This is a genomic window from Sphingopyxis panaciterrae, from assembly GCF_011762125.1.
Taxonomy (GTDB): Bacteria; Pseudomonadota; Alphaproteobacteria; order Sphingomonadales; family Sphingomonadaceae; genus Sphingopyxis; species Sphingopyxis panaciterrae.
Genome location: NZ_JAASQN010000005.1, coordinates 152,285 through 166,364 on the forward strand (window position 1 = coordinate 152,285; position 14,080 = coordinate 166,364).

15 protein-coding genes are annotated in these 14,080 nt (G+C 66.7%); 13 read left to right on the forward strand and 2 right to left on the reverse strand.

Translation table 11 applies throughout. The features are described from left to right. Window positions 1-129 precede the first annotated feature (129 nt). The 8 genes from FHR22_RS17025 to FHR22_RS17060 all read left to right on the forward strand — a co-directional run bounded on the left by FHR22_RS17025 (window position 130) and on the right by FHR22_RS17060 (window position 7,482). Complete coding sequence (locus tag FHR22_RS17025) at window positions 130-822, forward strand: DUF4129 domain-containing protein (protein WP_166944888.1); 693 nt, start codon at window positions 130-132, stop codon at window positions 820-822. Then, window positions 819-2,054, forward strand: coding sequence for a DUF4350 domain-containing protein (locus FHR22_RS17030; protein WP_166944889.1), 1,236 nt, complete (start codon window positions 819-821; stop codon window positions 2,052-2,054). The genes FHR22_RS17025 and FHR22_RS17030 overlap by 4 nt, the downstream gene beginning before the upstream one ends. Before the next feature lie 112 nt (window positions 2,055-2,166). Next, on the forward strand, window positions 2,167-3,036 hold the full coding sequence (locus FHR22_RS17035; RefSeq protein WP_208417784.1) for an AAA family ATPase: 870 nt from the start codon (window positions 2,167-2,169) through the stop codon (window positions 3,034-3,036). After that, the gene (locus FHR22_RS17040) at window positions 3,033-4,361 is read left to right on the forward strand and encodes a DUF58 domain-containing protein (protein ID WP_166944890.1); all 1,329 of its coding nucleotides are present in this window, start codon (window positions 3,033-3,035) and stop codon (window positions 4,359-4,361) included. Before FHR22_RS17035 ends, FHR22_RS17040 begins: the two co-directional genes overlap by 4 nt. Beyond that, window positions 4,358-5,404 carry a stage II sporulation protein M gene (locus FHR22_RS17045; protein ID WP_341786691.1) on the forward strand — a complete coding sequence of 349 codons (1,047 nt, stop codon included), beginning with the start codon at window positions 4,358-4,360 and terminating at the stop codon, window positions 5,402-5,404. The genes FHR22_RS17040 and FHR22_RS17045 overlap by 4 nt, the downstream gene beginning before the upstream one ends. Continuing rightward, entirely contained in the window at window positions 5,401-6,270 is an 870-nt protein-coding gene (locus FHR22_RS17050) for an RDD family protein (protein ID WP_166944891.1), read from the forward strand. The genes FHR22_RS17045 and FHR22_RS17050 overlap by 4 nt, the downstream gene beginning before the upstream one ends. Continuing rightward, window positions 6,257-6,973, forward strand: a complete 717-nt coding sequence (locus FHR22_RS17055) for a nitroreductase (RefSeq protein ID WP_166944892.1) — start codon at window positions 6,257-6,259, stop codon at window positions 6,971-6,973. Before FHR22_RS17050 ends, FHR22_RS17055 begins: the two co-directional genes overlap by 14 nt. Then, the gene (locus FHR22_RS17060) at window positions 6,970-7,482 is read left to right on the forward strand and encodes a hypothetical protein (protein WP_166944893.1); all 513 of its coding nucleotides are present in this window, start codon (window positions 6,970-6,972) and stop codon (window positions 7,480-7,482) included. Before FHR22_RS17055 ends, FHR22_RS17060 begins: the two co-directional genes overlap by 4 nt. 386 nt (window positions 7,483-7,868) lie before the next feature. Here FHR22_RS17060 and FHR22_RS17065 read toward each other — a convergent pair whose 3' ends face one another. Further along, window positions 7,869-8,303: a hypothetical protein gene (locus tag FHR22_RS17065; protein ID WP_166944894.1), complete on the reverse strand. Its 435-nt coding sequence runs from the start codon at window positions 8,301-8,303 to the stop codon at window positions 7,869-7,871. Between the two features lie 107 nt (window positions 8,304-8,410). On the opposite strand from FHR22_RS17065, the gene gyrB reads away from it, so the two are divergent. Together gyrB and FHR22_RS17075 are read left to right on the forward strand one after the other, a co-directional pair. After that, a complete protein-coding gene (gyrB, locus tag FHR22_RS17070) occupies window positions 8,411-10,960 on the forward strand; it encodes a DNA topoisomerase (ATP-hydrolyzing) subunit B (protein WP_166944895.1) in 2,550 nt (849 codons plus the stop codon). A gap of 99 nt (window positions 10,961-11,059) precedes the next feature. Beyond that, the gene (locus FHR22_RS17075) at window positions 11,060-11,464 is read left to right on the forward strand and encodes a septal ring lytic transglycosylase RlpA family protein (protein WP_166944896.1); all 405 of its coding nucleotides are present in this window, start codon (window positions 11,060-11,062) and stop codon (window positions 11,462-11,464) included. 60 nt (window positions 11,465-11,524) lie between these two features. On the opposite strand, the gene FHR22_RS17080 is transcribed toward FHR22_RS17075, so the two are convergent. Next, window positions 11,525-12,454: a glutaminase gene (locus FHR22_RS17080; protein WP_166944897.1), complete on the reverse strand. Its 930-nt coding sequence runs from the start codon at window positions 12,452-12,454 to the stop codon at window positions 11,525-11,527. Between the two features lie 99 nt (window positions 12,455-12,553). Between FHR22_RS17080 and FHR22_RS17085 the strand changes: the two genes are divergently transcribed. The 3 genes from FHR22_RS17085 to FHR22_RS17095 are packed head-to-tail and all read left to right on the forward strand — an operon-like array spanning window position 12,554 to window position 13,817. Beyond that, window positions 12,554-13,027 carry a VOC family protein gene (locus tag FHR22_RS17085; protein ID WP_166944898.1) on the forward strand — a complete coding sequence of 158 codons (474 nt, stop codon included), beginning with the start codon at window positions 12,554-12,556 and terminating at the stop codon, window positions 13,025-13,027. Beyond that, window positions 13,024-13,353, forward strand: a complete 330-nt coding sequence (locus tag FHR22_RS17090; RefSeq protein ID WP_166944899.1) for an ArsR/SmtB family transcription factor — start codon at window positions 13,024-13,026, stop codon at window positions 13,351-13,353. The genes FHR22_RS17085 and FHR22_RS17090 overlap by 4 nt, the downstream gene beginning before the upstream one ends. Beyond that, a complete protein-coding gene (locus tag FHR22_RS17095) occupies window positions 13,350-13,817 on the forward strand; it encodes an SRPBCC domain-containing protein (protein ID WP_166944900.1) in 468 nt (155 codons plus the stop codon). The genes FHR22_RS17090 and FHR22_RS17095 overlap by 4 nt, the downstream gene beginning before the upstream one ends. Window positions 13,818-14,080: the final 263 nt, after the last annotated feature.

A 14,080-nucleotide genomic window follows, 5' to 3' on the forward strand; every position in this document is an offset into this window, starting at 1 on the left:
CCGCAACCACGCGTCCATCATCGCGGGCTATATCGGCACCGTTCGGGGCGCAAGCATCTCTTGCCTTCCCGCGCCGCCTCGCGCTACCAACCGTTCGATGATCGACCGCGGCGGGGCCATAATTTCAATATGATATCCTTGTGGATCGCCCAGGCGTCGGCCGCCGCCGAAGCCCCCGGTCAGGGATGGCTGATCGATCCCGAACTCGTCGATCCCGGCTATGGCCAGACGATCGCGGGCGGTGAAATCCAGACCGGCTTTCCGCCGCCGCCGCCGCAGCCCGAAACCCCCGAATGGCTGCGGTCTCTGTTCAGCGCGATCGGCGATTTTTTCCAGTGGAGCGCACCTGCGGTAAAGCCCCTGCTGTGGGTCGGCGCGGCGCTGCTGCTCCTCTTCATCCTCTATCATTTCGTTCCCGCCTTCGCCGACTGGGTCGACCGGCTGCGGTTCGGGCGCCAACGGGCGGACGCCGAAGAGGATCTGGTTGGGCAGGCCGAGGCGGGCGCCGCGCGCGCGCTGCTGGCCGAAGCCGACGCGCTCGCCGCCGAAGGGCGCTATTCCGAAGCGGTCCACCTGCTCCTCTATCGCAGCGTCGAGGATATCGAAGGGCGGCGTCCCGGGCTGGTCCGGCCGGCGATGACGTCGCGCGAACTGGCGGGCGCACACGACCTGCCCGGGGTCGCGCGCGACGCATTCAGCCGTATCGCGCGCGCGGTCGAAATCAGCCTGTTCGGCGGCCGGTCGATCGATGCCGGCGCATGGGAACAATGCCGCAGCGCCTATGCCGAATTGACCGTGCCGCGAAACTGGGCGCGCGCATGACAGAGGCGGCCGCAAGCGATCATGGTTTCAACCCGCGCCTGATGGCGGGGGTGGTGGCGATCGGCGTGATCGCCTTTATCGCGCTGTGGGCGCTGATCGCGCTCGCCCCCCAGCTTTCGAGTGGCAACAACGGCGGCGGGCACGCGCTGTCGAAAGGCGCGCCGGGCTATGCCGGGATCGTCGATCTGCTCGAGCGCGCGGGCGCCGACGTCGAGCTGCGGCGCAGCGTCGAGACCGGCGGATATGACGATGGGGGGCCCTTGCTCATCCTGACCCCGACCCACCGCAACCGGCCCGAAGAAGTCACCGAATTGCTGAATGCCGCAAGCGACGGCCGCGTGCTGATCGTCCTGCCGAAATGGGAAACCATGCACATCCCCGGACAGGGTTTGAAGCCCGGATGGGTGGGCGCAGGCATCGTCAATACGCCCTCGACGCGGCTGCTGCCCGAAGCCGCGTTCGGCAAGGTGACAATTCAGGCGCGCGCCGCCAAGGCACAAGCCGTTCCCGCGAATATCGCCGGGCGGACATTTTCCGCCTGGCTGCCCGGCAACGTCCAGACGGTCGAAGGCGACGGGCTCGACACGCTGATCGCGGGGCCCGCCGGCGGCGCGGTGCTGGCGCGGTCGCGCGAGCATGACCGTTATATTCTTGCCGACCCCGACCTGATCAACAATCTCGCCTTCGCATCGAAGGACAAGGCGCGCGGCGCGGCGATGCTGATCGACGCAATCGGTGAGGATGCGAATGCCGACAGCCTCGCCTTCGACGTCACGCTGAACGGGCTCGGCGGCGGCCGGTCGCTGCTGCGCTTCGCCTTTGTCCCGCCGTTTATCGGCATCACCCTGTGCCTGATCGCGGCAGGACTGCTGGCGCTGTGGCAGGCGTGGGTGCGTTTCGGCCCGGCGCTGAAACCGCAAAGGGCGATCGCGATTTCGAAGGCGGCGCTGATCGCCAACAGCGCCGACCTGATCAAGCAGGCGCGGCGCGAGCTCGACGGCGCCGACGCTTATGTGAAGAGCCAGCGCGCCGCGATCGCGCAGCGGCTGCACGCACCGTCGGGGCTCGGCGCCGAGGCGACCGACGCGTGGATCGACAAGCATCTGCCGCCCGGCGGCGACCGTTTCTCCGCGCTCGCCCGGCGGCTGCCGCTGGCGCGGGGCACGCATGAATTCCTCGCAGACGCGCAGGCGCTGCACGATATCAGGAAGGATCTACTCCGTGACAGCTAATCCGATCACCCAGGGAGATGGTGCCAAAGGGGTCGAGAGCGTCCAGGCGCTCGGCGCCGCGATCGAGGGCGAGGTCGGCAAGGTCGTGTTCGGCCAGGGACCGCTCACCCGCATGGTGACGATCGCGCTGCTCGCCGGCGGCCATGTGCTGCTCGAAGGTCCGCCGGGGACCGCGAAGACGCTGCTCGCACAGGCCTTTGCGCGCGCGACGGGGCTTGGTTTCGGACGCATCCAGTTCACCCCCGACCTGATGCCCGGCGACATTTTGGGGTCGAACCTGTTCAATTTCCAGACGTCCAGCTTCACGCTGACCAAAGGGCCGATCTTCACCGAGCTCCTGCTCGCCGACGAAATCAACCGCACCCCGCCGAAGACGCAGGCCGCGCTGCTCGAAGCGATGCAGGAACGGCGGGTGACGATCAACGGCGAACCGCACGCGATGAGCCCGCGCTTCACCGTGCTCGCGACGCAGAATCCGATCGAGCAGCAGGGCGTCTATCCGCTGCCCGAGGCGCAGCTCGACCGCTTCCTGTTCAAGCTGGTCGTCGATTATCCCGACGCCGCCGAGGAACGGCGCATCGTCGCCGACCATGGCGGGCGCTTCAAAAGCCCCGCAGTCGGTGATTTCGGGGTGACCGAGGTCGCGAATGCCAAGACGATCGGCGCGGCGATCGACATCATCGCGACCGTGCGGCTGGCCGACGAGATCGTCGACTATATCGTCCGCCTCGTCCGCGCGACCCGCGAAAGCGCCGACCTGGAATGCGGCGCGAGCCCGCGCGCCGCGACCCTGCTCGCCCGCGCCGCCTGCGCCGCGGCGGCGCTCGACGGGCGCGACTATGTGATCCCCGACGATATCCAGCGCCTCGCCGCCGGCGTGCTGCGCCATCGCGTCATCCTGTCGGCCGCCGCCGAGATCGAGGGACGCAGCGTCGAACAGGTCGTCGCGGCGCTGCTCGAACGCGAGGAAGTGCCGCGGTGATCTACCCTACCCGCCGCGCGATCTACCTGCTGTTGTTCGGCGCCCCGATGGCGCTCGCGCTCGGGCTGGTCCGGCCCGAATTGTGGATCGTCGCGCCAGCATGGATCGCGGTGATCCTTGCCTGCCTGTTGCTCGATGCGGTCGCCGGCGCCAGCCCGCGGCGCCTCGCGCTCGACACGCGCTTTCCGCATCAGGTCGGGGTCGGCGACCCGTTCGACCTGGCGGTCACCGCAAGCGGCGCAGCGGTGCCGCAGCGCGCCGAACTCGCACTCGCGCTCGACGACCGGCTCGCCGCCGGCGGACGCATGGCGGGCACGATGCGCGCGGTCGATAGCGATGACGGCAAGCCGCGCGCGCTCGCCCGGACACTGTCGCTCGCCGCGACGCGGCGCGGACAGGCGCTGGTCGAGACGCTGTGGATTCGCTGGGCCGGGCCGCTCGGTCTCGTCTGGAAGCAGCACCGCTTCGTCATCGACCGGCCGATCAGCATCGTGCCGAGCCTGCGCGCGGTGGTCGATGAAGGCAGCCGCCTGTTCCAGCGCAACAGCTGGTTCGGGCTTCGCCAGCAGCGCTTCCGCGGCGAAGGCACCGAATTTGAATCGCTCGCCGAATATCAGCCGGGCATGGACCGGCGCGCGATCGACTGGAACGCCACCGCGCGCCACGTCAAATTGCTCGCCAAGGAATATCGCGTCGAGCGCGACAATCGCGTCGTCCTTGCCATCGACGGCGGGCGGACGATGGCCGAGCCCGTCGGCGGCATGCCGCGCGTCGACCGCGCGGTGTCGGCGGCGCTGCTGCTCGCCTATGTCGGATTGAAGCTTAATGACCGGATCAGCCTCTTCTCCTTCGCCGCGAAGCCGCATACGCTGACCCCCGCCTATATGCACACGCAGGATTTTCCGGCGCTGCAACGCGCCGCCAGCGCGATCGACTATGCGCATGTCGAAAGCAATTTCACCCTCGCGCTCACCAGCCTGAGCGCGCAACTCAACCGCCGCTCGCTGATCATCCTGTTCACCGAATTCGCCGATGCGACGAGCGCCGACCTGATGATCCGCGCCGCCGGGCGGCTCGCCGAAAAGCACCGATTGCTGTTTGTCGTGATCAAGGACGAAGAGGTCGAGAGCGAGGAAAAGCGCCGCCCCGAAAGCGGCGCCGACGTCACGCGGTCGAACGTCGCGGCGGCGATGCTGCGCGACCGGCAACTGGTGATCGCGCGGCTCCAGCGCCTTGGAGCCGACGTCATCGAAGTGCCCGCCGACGCAATGGGGGCCGCCGCGGTCGACGCCTATCTCGGCATCAAGCGGGCCGGCAGCCTGTGAGCACACCCGCCGCCCCCGCCCCCATCTCCCCCGCCGTCGCCGCGCCGGCCTTTTCGACCGGCCGCTTCCGCGCCGAACGCGAGGCCGACTGGATCGCTTTCGACCTGTTGCTCACCAAGCTCGAGAAGAAAGGCGCCGCCGCGCTGACCAGCGACGAACTGCTGCAACTGCCCCTACTTTATCGCGCGACCCTGTCCTCGCTGTCGATCGCGCGCGCCACCAGCCTCGACAAGGCGTTGCTGGGTCATCTCGAAGCGCTGTCGATCCGCGGCTATTTCCTTGTCTATGGCGTGCGCGAGACGCGGCTCAACCGCGTGCGGCGCTTCTTCCTCTACGACTGGCCGGCGGCGGTGCGGTCGGTGTGGAAGGAGACGGTCATCATCGCGCTGATCATCATCCTCGGCGCGCTGACGAGCTGGACGCTCGTCGCGCACCAGCCCGAATGGTATTTCAATTTCGTCCCCGAAGAGATGGCGGGCGGGCGCGATCCGCGCGCGACCGCCGAATATCTCCAGTCGACATTGGGCCATGGCAAGGCGGCGGGCGAGCAGGAAAGCGGGCTCCACGTCTTTGCCACCTATTTGTTCACCCACAACAGCCAGGTATCGATCCTGTCCTTTGCGCTGGGTTTCGCCTTTGGCGTGCCGACGATGATGCTCGAATATTATCAGGGCATCGGGCTTGGCGCGATGCTGGCGGTGTTCACCAACAAGGGGCTGGGGTATGATTTCGGCGGCTGGCTGTTCATCCACGGCACGACCGAGCTGTTCGCTGCGGCGCTGTCGGGCGCCGCGGGGCTGCGTATCGGCACCGCGGTTGTCTTCCCCGGCGCGCGCGCGCGACTGGAGGCCGCCTCGCTCGCCGGGCGCACGGCAGGCAAAGTGATGGTCGGGGTGATATTGATGCTGCTTGTCGCCGGGCTGCTCGAAGGCTTCGGGCGCCAGCTGATTACCGATACGCTGATGCGATATGGCATCGGCACGCTGATGCTGCTGTTCTGGCTCGCCTATTATTATGTCCCGCGGCGCGAGGACGTCACATGACCGCCGCCGCCAACGCCAGGCTGCGCGATGCGAAGACGCGCAAGATCCGTCAGTTCATCACGCCCGAAGGCGTCGACCTTGAACTGAAGATCGCCGGATCGGGGCTGCGGCTCGGGGCCTTGATCGTCGACCTGACCCTGATCGTCGTCGCCCTGTTCGTCTTTTCGCTGCTGATGTCATGGGTCGGTTTCGGATCGAAATCGGACATGGCCTACGTCATCTGGATGCTCGGCTTCTTTGCGCTCCGGACCTTCTGGTTCATCGGTTTCGAACTCGGACAGCGTGCCGCGACGCCGGGCAAGCGGATGATGGGCATCCGCGTCGTCGCGCGCGACGGCGGACGGCTGACCGCCGATGCGGTCGTTGCGCGAAATTTGATCCGCGAGCTCGAGTTGTTTCTGCCGCTGATGATGATCGGCAACGGCATGTCGGAGGACGCGGTGTCGGGCTGGACCGTCCTCGCGGGCGTGCTCTGGTCGCTGACCCTCAGCCTGTTCCTGCTGTTCAACCGCGACCGGATGCGGATGGGCGACCTGATCGCCGGCACCTGGGTGGTGATGGCGCAGCGCGTCAAGCTCGACGCCGATATCGGGATCGGCGGCGAGGCGGCGGGTGCCATTTCGTTCAGCGACGCCGAACTCGCCGTCTATGGCATTTTCGAGCTGCAGGAGCTTGAACGCGTGCTGCGCGGGCGCGATCCACGCGCAATGCGCGAGGTCGCCGATACGATCCGCGGTAAAATCGGGCGTCCTGTCGCCGAAGAGGATGACGTCTTCCTGCTTTCCTATTACCGCCAGTTGAAGGCCCGGCTCGAACGCAAATTGCTGTTCGGCAAGCGCCGCGAGGATAAATATGCCAGCGACTGATACGCTTTCCCTGTCCGTTACCCCCCAATCCGTCACGGACGCGCTTCACCGGCGCCGGTCGGTCCGCGCCTTCACCGATCAGCCGGTCGATCCGGCGATCCTCGGCGAGATTTTCGCCGCCGCGCAGCGCGCACCGTCAGGCGGCAACCTCCAGCCGTGGCAGGCGACGGTGCTGACCGGCGCGCCGTGGCAGGCGGTGAAAGATGCCGTCGCCGCGCGCGTCGCGATGGGCCGCGAAGGCTATGAGCCCGAATATGATATCTATCCCAAGGGACTGACCGATCCCTGGGAAACGCGCCGTTTCGGCGTCGGCGAAGGGCTTTACGCCGCGCTCGGCATTCCGCGCGACGACAAGCCGGGGCGGCTCGGCCAGTTCCTGCACAATTTCCGCGGTTTCGGCGCGCCGGTGATGCTCTTCCTCCACTGCTCGCGGATCATGGGGCCGCCGCAATGGTCCGACATGGGCATGTGGCTGCAATCGGTGATGCTGCTGCTCGTCGAACATGGGCTGGCAAGCTGCCCGCAGGAATGCTGGGCGATGTATGGCGCGACGGTCCGCCGAGCGCTGGCGCTCGGCGACGACCAGATTCTGTTTACGGGGCTCGCGATCGGCTATGCCGACGAAAGCGCGGCGGTGAACAACTGGCCGGTGCCGCGCGCCCACCTGGAAGAAGTGATCGATTGGCGAGGATTCGAAGAATGAGCTGGCAGCGCGCCTGGTTTCGATACGGCACCGCCGTGCCGTTGATGCTCGCCGTCGCGAGCTGCACCGCGATCCCGACCCCGGAAACGCCGCCGCCGGCCCCTGCGCCGATGCCGGCCCCCGCCCCCGCGCCGGCCCCCGCCCCGGCCGTGAGCGGCGGGTGGGAAAGCCGCGCGGTGAACAATGGCGCCTGGCGCTACGACGTGGGCAACCGCACCGCGGCCTTCGTGCCGACGGGCAGCGCCAATCCGCTGTTGACCATGGCATGCACGGGCGGCGCGATCCGCCTGACCTCGGGCCTCGCGGGCGACGTCAGCCTGCGCACCAGCGCCGGCACCGACCAGATCCGCTTTGAGAACGGCGGCGCGAACCTGACGAGCCGCGATCCGCGGCTCGACCGTATCGCCTTCAGCCGCGGCCGCTTCGCGCTCGAAACGCCTGGCGGCAGCGGGCTGACCTTACCCGTCCAGTCCGAAATCGGCCGCGTGATCGAGGATTGCCGGGGGTAGGCTTCCGAACCGATTGCCCGCGAAGATCGGGGTCGGCTTTGGGGTGGGGAGCTGCCATGAGCTCCACTCACCTTCGTCATCCCGGGCTTGACCCGGGATCCCGCTTTTTTCTGAAGGTAGCGCAGGTTTCGACGTCCAGCGGGACCCCGGATCAAGTCCGGGGTGACGAAGAAGGAAATGGCAGCATCCGGCCGCACGCTGCCATCGCGGTGCAACCCATAGCCGCCTTTGTCGATACCGGCTTTCCTACATTATCCGGCTGTGCCAGCCTTCTTCCATGGCTCTTTGGACCGCCGAATCATCGTCTGCGCACCGCATTCTGCACTGCACGCCTTAAGGCCACAAAAGACACAAATCCGATGCATGCATGCGGGGCTTTTGTGGCTTTAGCCGCCTAGCTGCACCGTTCCGCCCCTGATCCAGCCCCAACGGCACGGCCCCTGATATTCGCGCGCATTGGGCACAGACTTGCCGACGCCGCACATGTCGGGATCGGTGCCGGGCGCCGCGAACACGACGCCGAACCACGCGTCCTTGTCGGCCGCCTCGCACAGCGAGACGCTGGCACCGCCCGCGAGCTTTGCCTTGACCGCGCGCGTTTCGCCCGGCGCCCAGTACACGTCGGTGCCCCCCGCCTTGACCTGGCTGATGCTCGAACAGGCGGGAAGCGTCGGCCCCTCGGTGCCGATCATCACCGCGCGTGTCGCGAGCGGCTCGCCCGCCACCACGGGCGCATTGTCGGCCGGCGGCGCAGGCTGGCTGCAGGCAGCAAGCGAGAGGATCAGGGCGGCGGCGAGCGGAGAAGCGAGACCTTGTTTCATGCCCCTGAAACTAGCCGCCGCGACGCCCCCGCGCAACGCTCGTCGACAATGCCCCAAGAGCCGCATTTTCGCTTGGGTTTTGCTGCCTTCGACCCTATATAATCGCTATGACGGACACCCCTGAAAATCCGGCGCCGAGCGCCCCCGCCAACCAGCCCAATGCCAACGCCTATGGCGCCGATTCGATCAAGGTATTGAAGGGCCTCGACGCGGTGCGCAAGCGGCCCGGCATGTATATCGGCGACACCGACGACGGGTCGGGGCTGCATCATATGGTGTTCGAAGTCAGCGACAATGCGATCGACGAAGCGCTCGCAGGGCACTGCGACCTCGTCCTGATCACCCTGAACAGCGATGGATCGGTCAGCGTCGAGGACAATGGCCGCGGCATCCCGACGGGCATCCATGCCGAGGAAGGCATTTCGGCGGCCGAGGTCATCATGACCCAGCTCCACGCCGGCGGGAAGTTCGAGAATACGAGCGACGACAATGCGTACAAGGTGTCGGGCGGGCTGCACGGCGTCGGCGTCAGCGTCGTCAACGCGCTGTCCGAATGGCTCGAACTCACGATCTGGCGTGATGGCGAAGAGCATTGGATGCGCTTCGAACATGGCGATTCGGTCGCCCCGCTCAAGGTCAACGGCCCCGCGCCGGCGGGCAAGAAGGGCACGCGCGTCACCTTCCAGGCGTCGACCGAGACGTTCAAGAACGTCCTCGAATTCGATTTCGAGAAGCTGGAGCATCGGTACCGCGAACTCGCCTTCCTGAACTCGGGGGTGCGGATCAAGCTGGTCGATGCGCGCCATGCCGAGCATGAGAGCCATGACCTGTTCTACGAAGGCGGGATCGGCGCCTTCGTCAAATATCTCGACCGCAACAAGAATGCACTGCTGCCCGATCCGATCGCGATCAGCAGCGAGCGCGACGGCATCGGCATCGACGTCGCATTGGAGTGGAACGACAGCTATTATGAAAATGTCCTCTGCTTCACCAACAACATCCCGCAGCGCGACGGCGGCACGCACCTCGCCGCCTTCCGCGCCGCGCTGACGCGCACCCTGAACGGCTATGGCGACAAGTCGGGCATCCTGAAGAAGGAAAAGGTCTCGCTGACCGGCGAGGATATGCGCGAGGGGCTGACCGCGATCGTGTCGGTCAAGCTGCCCGATCCGAAATTCTCTTCGCAGACCAAGGACAAGCTGGTGTCGTCCGAAGTCCGCCAGCCGCTCGAAAGCCTGATGGCCGACCGCATGACCGAATGGCTCGAGGAAAATCCCGCTTACGCCAAGGCGGTGATCCAGAAGGTCATCGACGCCGCCGCGGCACGCGAGGCCGCCAAAAAGGCGCGCGAGCTGACGCGGCGCAAGGGCGCGATGGACATCGCGTCGCTCCCCGGCAAGCTCGCCGACTGCCAGGAACGCGATCCCACCAAATGCGAACTCTTCCTCGTCGAGGGTGATTCGGCAGGCGGCTCGGCGAAGCAGGGCCGCGACCGGCATGTGCAGGCGATCCTGCCGCTGAAGGGCAAGATTTTGAACGTCGAGCGCGCGCGCTTCGACCGCATCATCTCGTCGAAGGAAGTCGGGACGCTGATCCAGGCGCTCGGCACCGGGATTCGCGACGAGTTCAACCTCGAAAAGCTGCGTTACCACAAGATCGTGATCATGACCGACGCCGACGTCGACGGCGCGCATATCCGCACCTTGCTGCTCACCTTCTTCTATCGCCAGATGCCCGAGATCATCGAAGGCGGGCATCTCTACATCGCCCAGCCGCCACTCTACAAGGTCGCGAAGGGGCGCAGCGAGGTCTATCTGAAGGACGATACCGCGCTCGAAAATTACCTTGTCGATGCGGGCATCGATGCGCTGCTGCTCGAAACGCCGGGCGGCGCGCGTTCGGGGCAGGATCTGCGCGGGCTGATCGAGCATGGCCGCCGCCTGCGCGCGCTGATGCGCTATGTGCCGCGCAGCCTTGACCATGGACTGGTCGAAGCGCTCGCGCTGACCGGTGCGCTCGACCCCGAACTCGACACCGCGGGGCGCCATAGCGCGGCCGCGACCGCCGCGACCTGGCTCAACGCCGCCGAGCGTGCGCTGACCGGTGGCGCCGAGGCCGTCTGGACCGTCGAGGCGGTCGAAGGCGGCGGCTATACGCTCGAACGCCGCTGGCGCGGGGTCAGCGACCATCACGCGATCGACGCGGGTTTCCTCGCCAGCCAGGAAGCGCGCCGGATGCACAAGCTTGCCGCCGAACAGGCCGACACCTACACCCGCCCCGGCCGGCTGGTGAAGGCGACCGGCGCCGCGGCCGAAGTCGAGGCCGAACCCGTCGACGGCGAAGAGGGCGACGCCCCCGTCGCGGCGACGAACGCCAAGGCCAACCCGGTCACCCGCCCGTCCGAACTGCTCGACGCGATCTTCGCGCACAGCCGCAAGGGGCTGGCGATCAGCCGCTACAAGGGGCTGGGCGAGATGAATGCCGAGCAGCTTTGGGAAACCACGCTCGACCCGTCGAACCGTTCGCTGCTGCGCGTCGAGGCCGAACAGGCCGATGTCGCGCATGAAATCTTCGAGCGGCTGATGGGCGACGAGGTCGAACCGCGGCGCGATTTCATCCAGACCAATGCGCTGTCGGTGGCGAATCTCGACGTCTAAAAGCACGTCCGGCCGCAAATAGGGTTCCGTTTAACGCGCGGCGGCTTGCCTTGGCATGCCGCCGCTGCTTTTGGCGCGTCCACCAAAGGGGATGATGTCATGCGGGCCTTTTCAGCCGTACTGATCCCGCTTCTGCTGACGGTTTCGGCCGCCGCGCAGGAGGCCGAGATTGTGGACGATCGGGTCGTCGATGTCGATGCCGCCACCGAAATGGACGGCGGCATGGCAAGCTATTACGGCGACGAACTGGCCGGCAACCGCACCGCGAGCGGCGAGCGTTTCGACCCCGACCAGCTCACTGCGGCGCACCGCACCCTGCCCTTCGGCAGCATGGTCCGCGTCACCAACACGTCGAACGGCGACAGCGTGATCGTCCGCATCAACGACCGCGGCCCCTTTTCGCGCGGCCGCGTGATCGACGTCAGCCACGCCGCCGCCCGCCAGATCGGCATGCACCGCAGCGGCACCGCGCGGGTCAAGCTGGCATTGCTCAACAACGATTAGGCCGGGATAAGTCAGGGAGGGCTGAAACAACAGTTCGCCTCCCCAAAGCCGCCCCGCCCGTCAATCGAACACCGACCACCCCGCCGCATAGGCGAAATGTTCGAGCGCCATCGCACCGGCCAGCGATGTCCCCGCATCGTTGAGTCCCGGCGACCAGACCGCGATCGAACCCTGCCCCGGCGCGATGCAGAGGATGCCGCCGCCGACGCCGCTCTTGCCCGGCAGACCGACGCGAAAGGCGAATTCGCCCGAATTGTCGTAATGGCCGCAGAGCATCATGATCGCATTGATCCGCCGCGCGCGGTGCGGTTCGATCAACTGCTCGCCGGTAAGCGGGTCGCGCCCCTCCATCGCCAGGAACAGCCCCGCCTTTGCGAGCTGGCGGCAGCTCATCGCGATCGCGCATTGGCGGAAATAGACGCCGAGCGCGGTTTCGACCGGATGGCGAAGATTGCCGAAGGAGTCCATGAAATGGGTAAGGCTGCGGTTGCGGGCGCCGGTTTCGGACTCTGAAAAGGCGACGTCGAGGTCGATGTCGACGCGGTCGTCGGCGGCGCGAGCGCGAATGAAATCGAGGATTTCGGCGATTGTCGCATCGACATCGCGCCCGTCGATCAACCGGTCGGTGGTCGCGATCGCGCCCGCGTTGATCAGCGGGTTGCGCGGAATGCCGCCCTCGCTTTCGAGCTGGACGATCGAGTTGAACGCGCTGCCCGACGGTTCGCGCCCGACGCTGTCCCACAGCGCACTGCCGACGCGGCGCAGCGCGAGCGCGAGCGTGAAAACCTTTGACACCGACTGGATCGAAAAGGGGATATCGGCATCGCCTGCGGCGTGGACGGTGCCGTCGGGGAGCGCGAGCGCGAAGCCGAAATGCATCGGATCGACGTTCGCCAGCGCCGGGATATAGTCGGCGACCTTGCCCTGCCCGCGGTGCGGCAGGGCGACGTCATAGGCTTCGGCGACAGCGCGGGCGAGATCGGCGGACATGCGCTTTTCCTAGCAACTTCACACTGAATTGCATGTATTTTCATTTTTATGAAAATATTTTATATTAATGAAATCAATTACCGAATCGGGAGATGAGACATGGCCGACCATCCGCGCTCCAAGGGGCTTTCGAGCGCCGTCTGTTACCAGGACAGCAAGGCGGCGTTCCGCTGGCTGGAGGAGGCGTTCGGGTTCGAACCGCTGTTCGTGCTGCTCGATGCCGACGGCCATCTCGCGCACAGCGAGATGGAATATGGGAATTCGACGATCATGGTCGGCAATGAATGGTCCGACGACCATCGCAGCCCGGCGAACCTGGGTGGCAAGAACACGCAGACGGTGCACGTCCAGCTGGCGCAGGGCGAGGATATCGACGCGCATTGCGAGCGCGCCCGCGCCGCAGGGGCCGACATCATTGCCGCGCCCGAAACGCAATTCTACGGCGACCGCAGCTACCGCGCCAAGGATCCCGAAGGGCATATCTGGACCTTCGGCGTCACGGTCGAGGAAAAGAGTGCCGACCAGTGGGATGCCGAAGGCGGCTTCACGACCAAGACGCGGCTCGACGATTGAGCGCCGCGCTCGACCGCACCCTCTCCGCGCTCGCCGATCCGAAGCGGCGGCGCGCGGTCGAACTGCTCGGGCGGCGCCCTTACAGCGCCGGCGAGCTGGCGGACGCGCTTGGGCTCGCGCCGCCGGCGATGAGCCGTCACCTGCGCGCGCTGAAGGAGGGCGGGCTGGTCGAGGACAGCTACCTGGCCTTTGACGCGCGGGTGCGCATCTACCGGCTGAAGGACGGCGCGACCGCCGGGCTGAAGCAATGGGTCGCCGAAACCGAGACCTTGTGGGCCGACCAGCTCGCCAGCTTCAAGGCGCATGTCGAAAGGCGAAGCGAATGAGCGCCGCCGTGATCGTCGCGCTGCGCGTCGCGGTTTCGCCCGACGTCGCGTTCGCGGCGTTCACGCGCGACATCGGCATATGGTGGCAGAGCCATCCCTTGTTCCAGCTGTCGCGCCGGGGCGACGGGGTGCTGCATTTCGACCCTGCGGGGCCCGGCGGTCGCCTTGTCACGCGCTTCGACGACGGCGAGGAGTGGGAGATTGGCGCGGTCCGCCACTGGATTCCCGGCGAACGCCTGGCCTTCGGCTGGCGCCTGCCGAGCTTCGGGTCCGATCAGGCGACCGAGGTCGATGTGCGCTTCGAGGCGGTCGGCGGCGAAACGCGGGTGACGGTCGAGCATCGCGGCTGGGATGTCATCCCGCAAAAGCATGTCGCGCGGCATGGCTTCGAGCTGATGCTGTTCCAGCGGCGGCTGGGGGAGTTTTGGCGGGGGTTGCTGCAGAGAATGCGCGAACGGCTGTGAGCGGTGGTGGTGTCGGGGTGAGGGCGGACGTTTGACCCCTCACCGTGTATTCCGGCGAAGGCCGGGGTAAACAAAGGAACGGCAGTTTCCGGCCGTTACCTGCCCATCACTTCGTCATCCGCGGAAGAGACCCGTGGCTCTTCCGCCTTGACCCGGGATCCCGCTGTTGGGCGCGCCAGCAGCTTTCGACGTCAAGCGGGACCCCGGATCAAGTCCGGGGTGACGAGGAAGGGCCAGGGTGACGAGGAAAGGAGAGGCCGCAA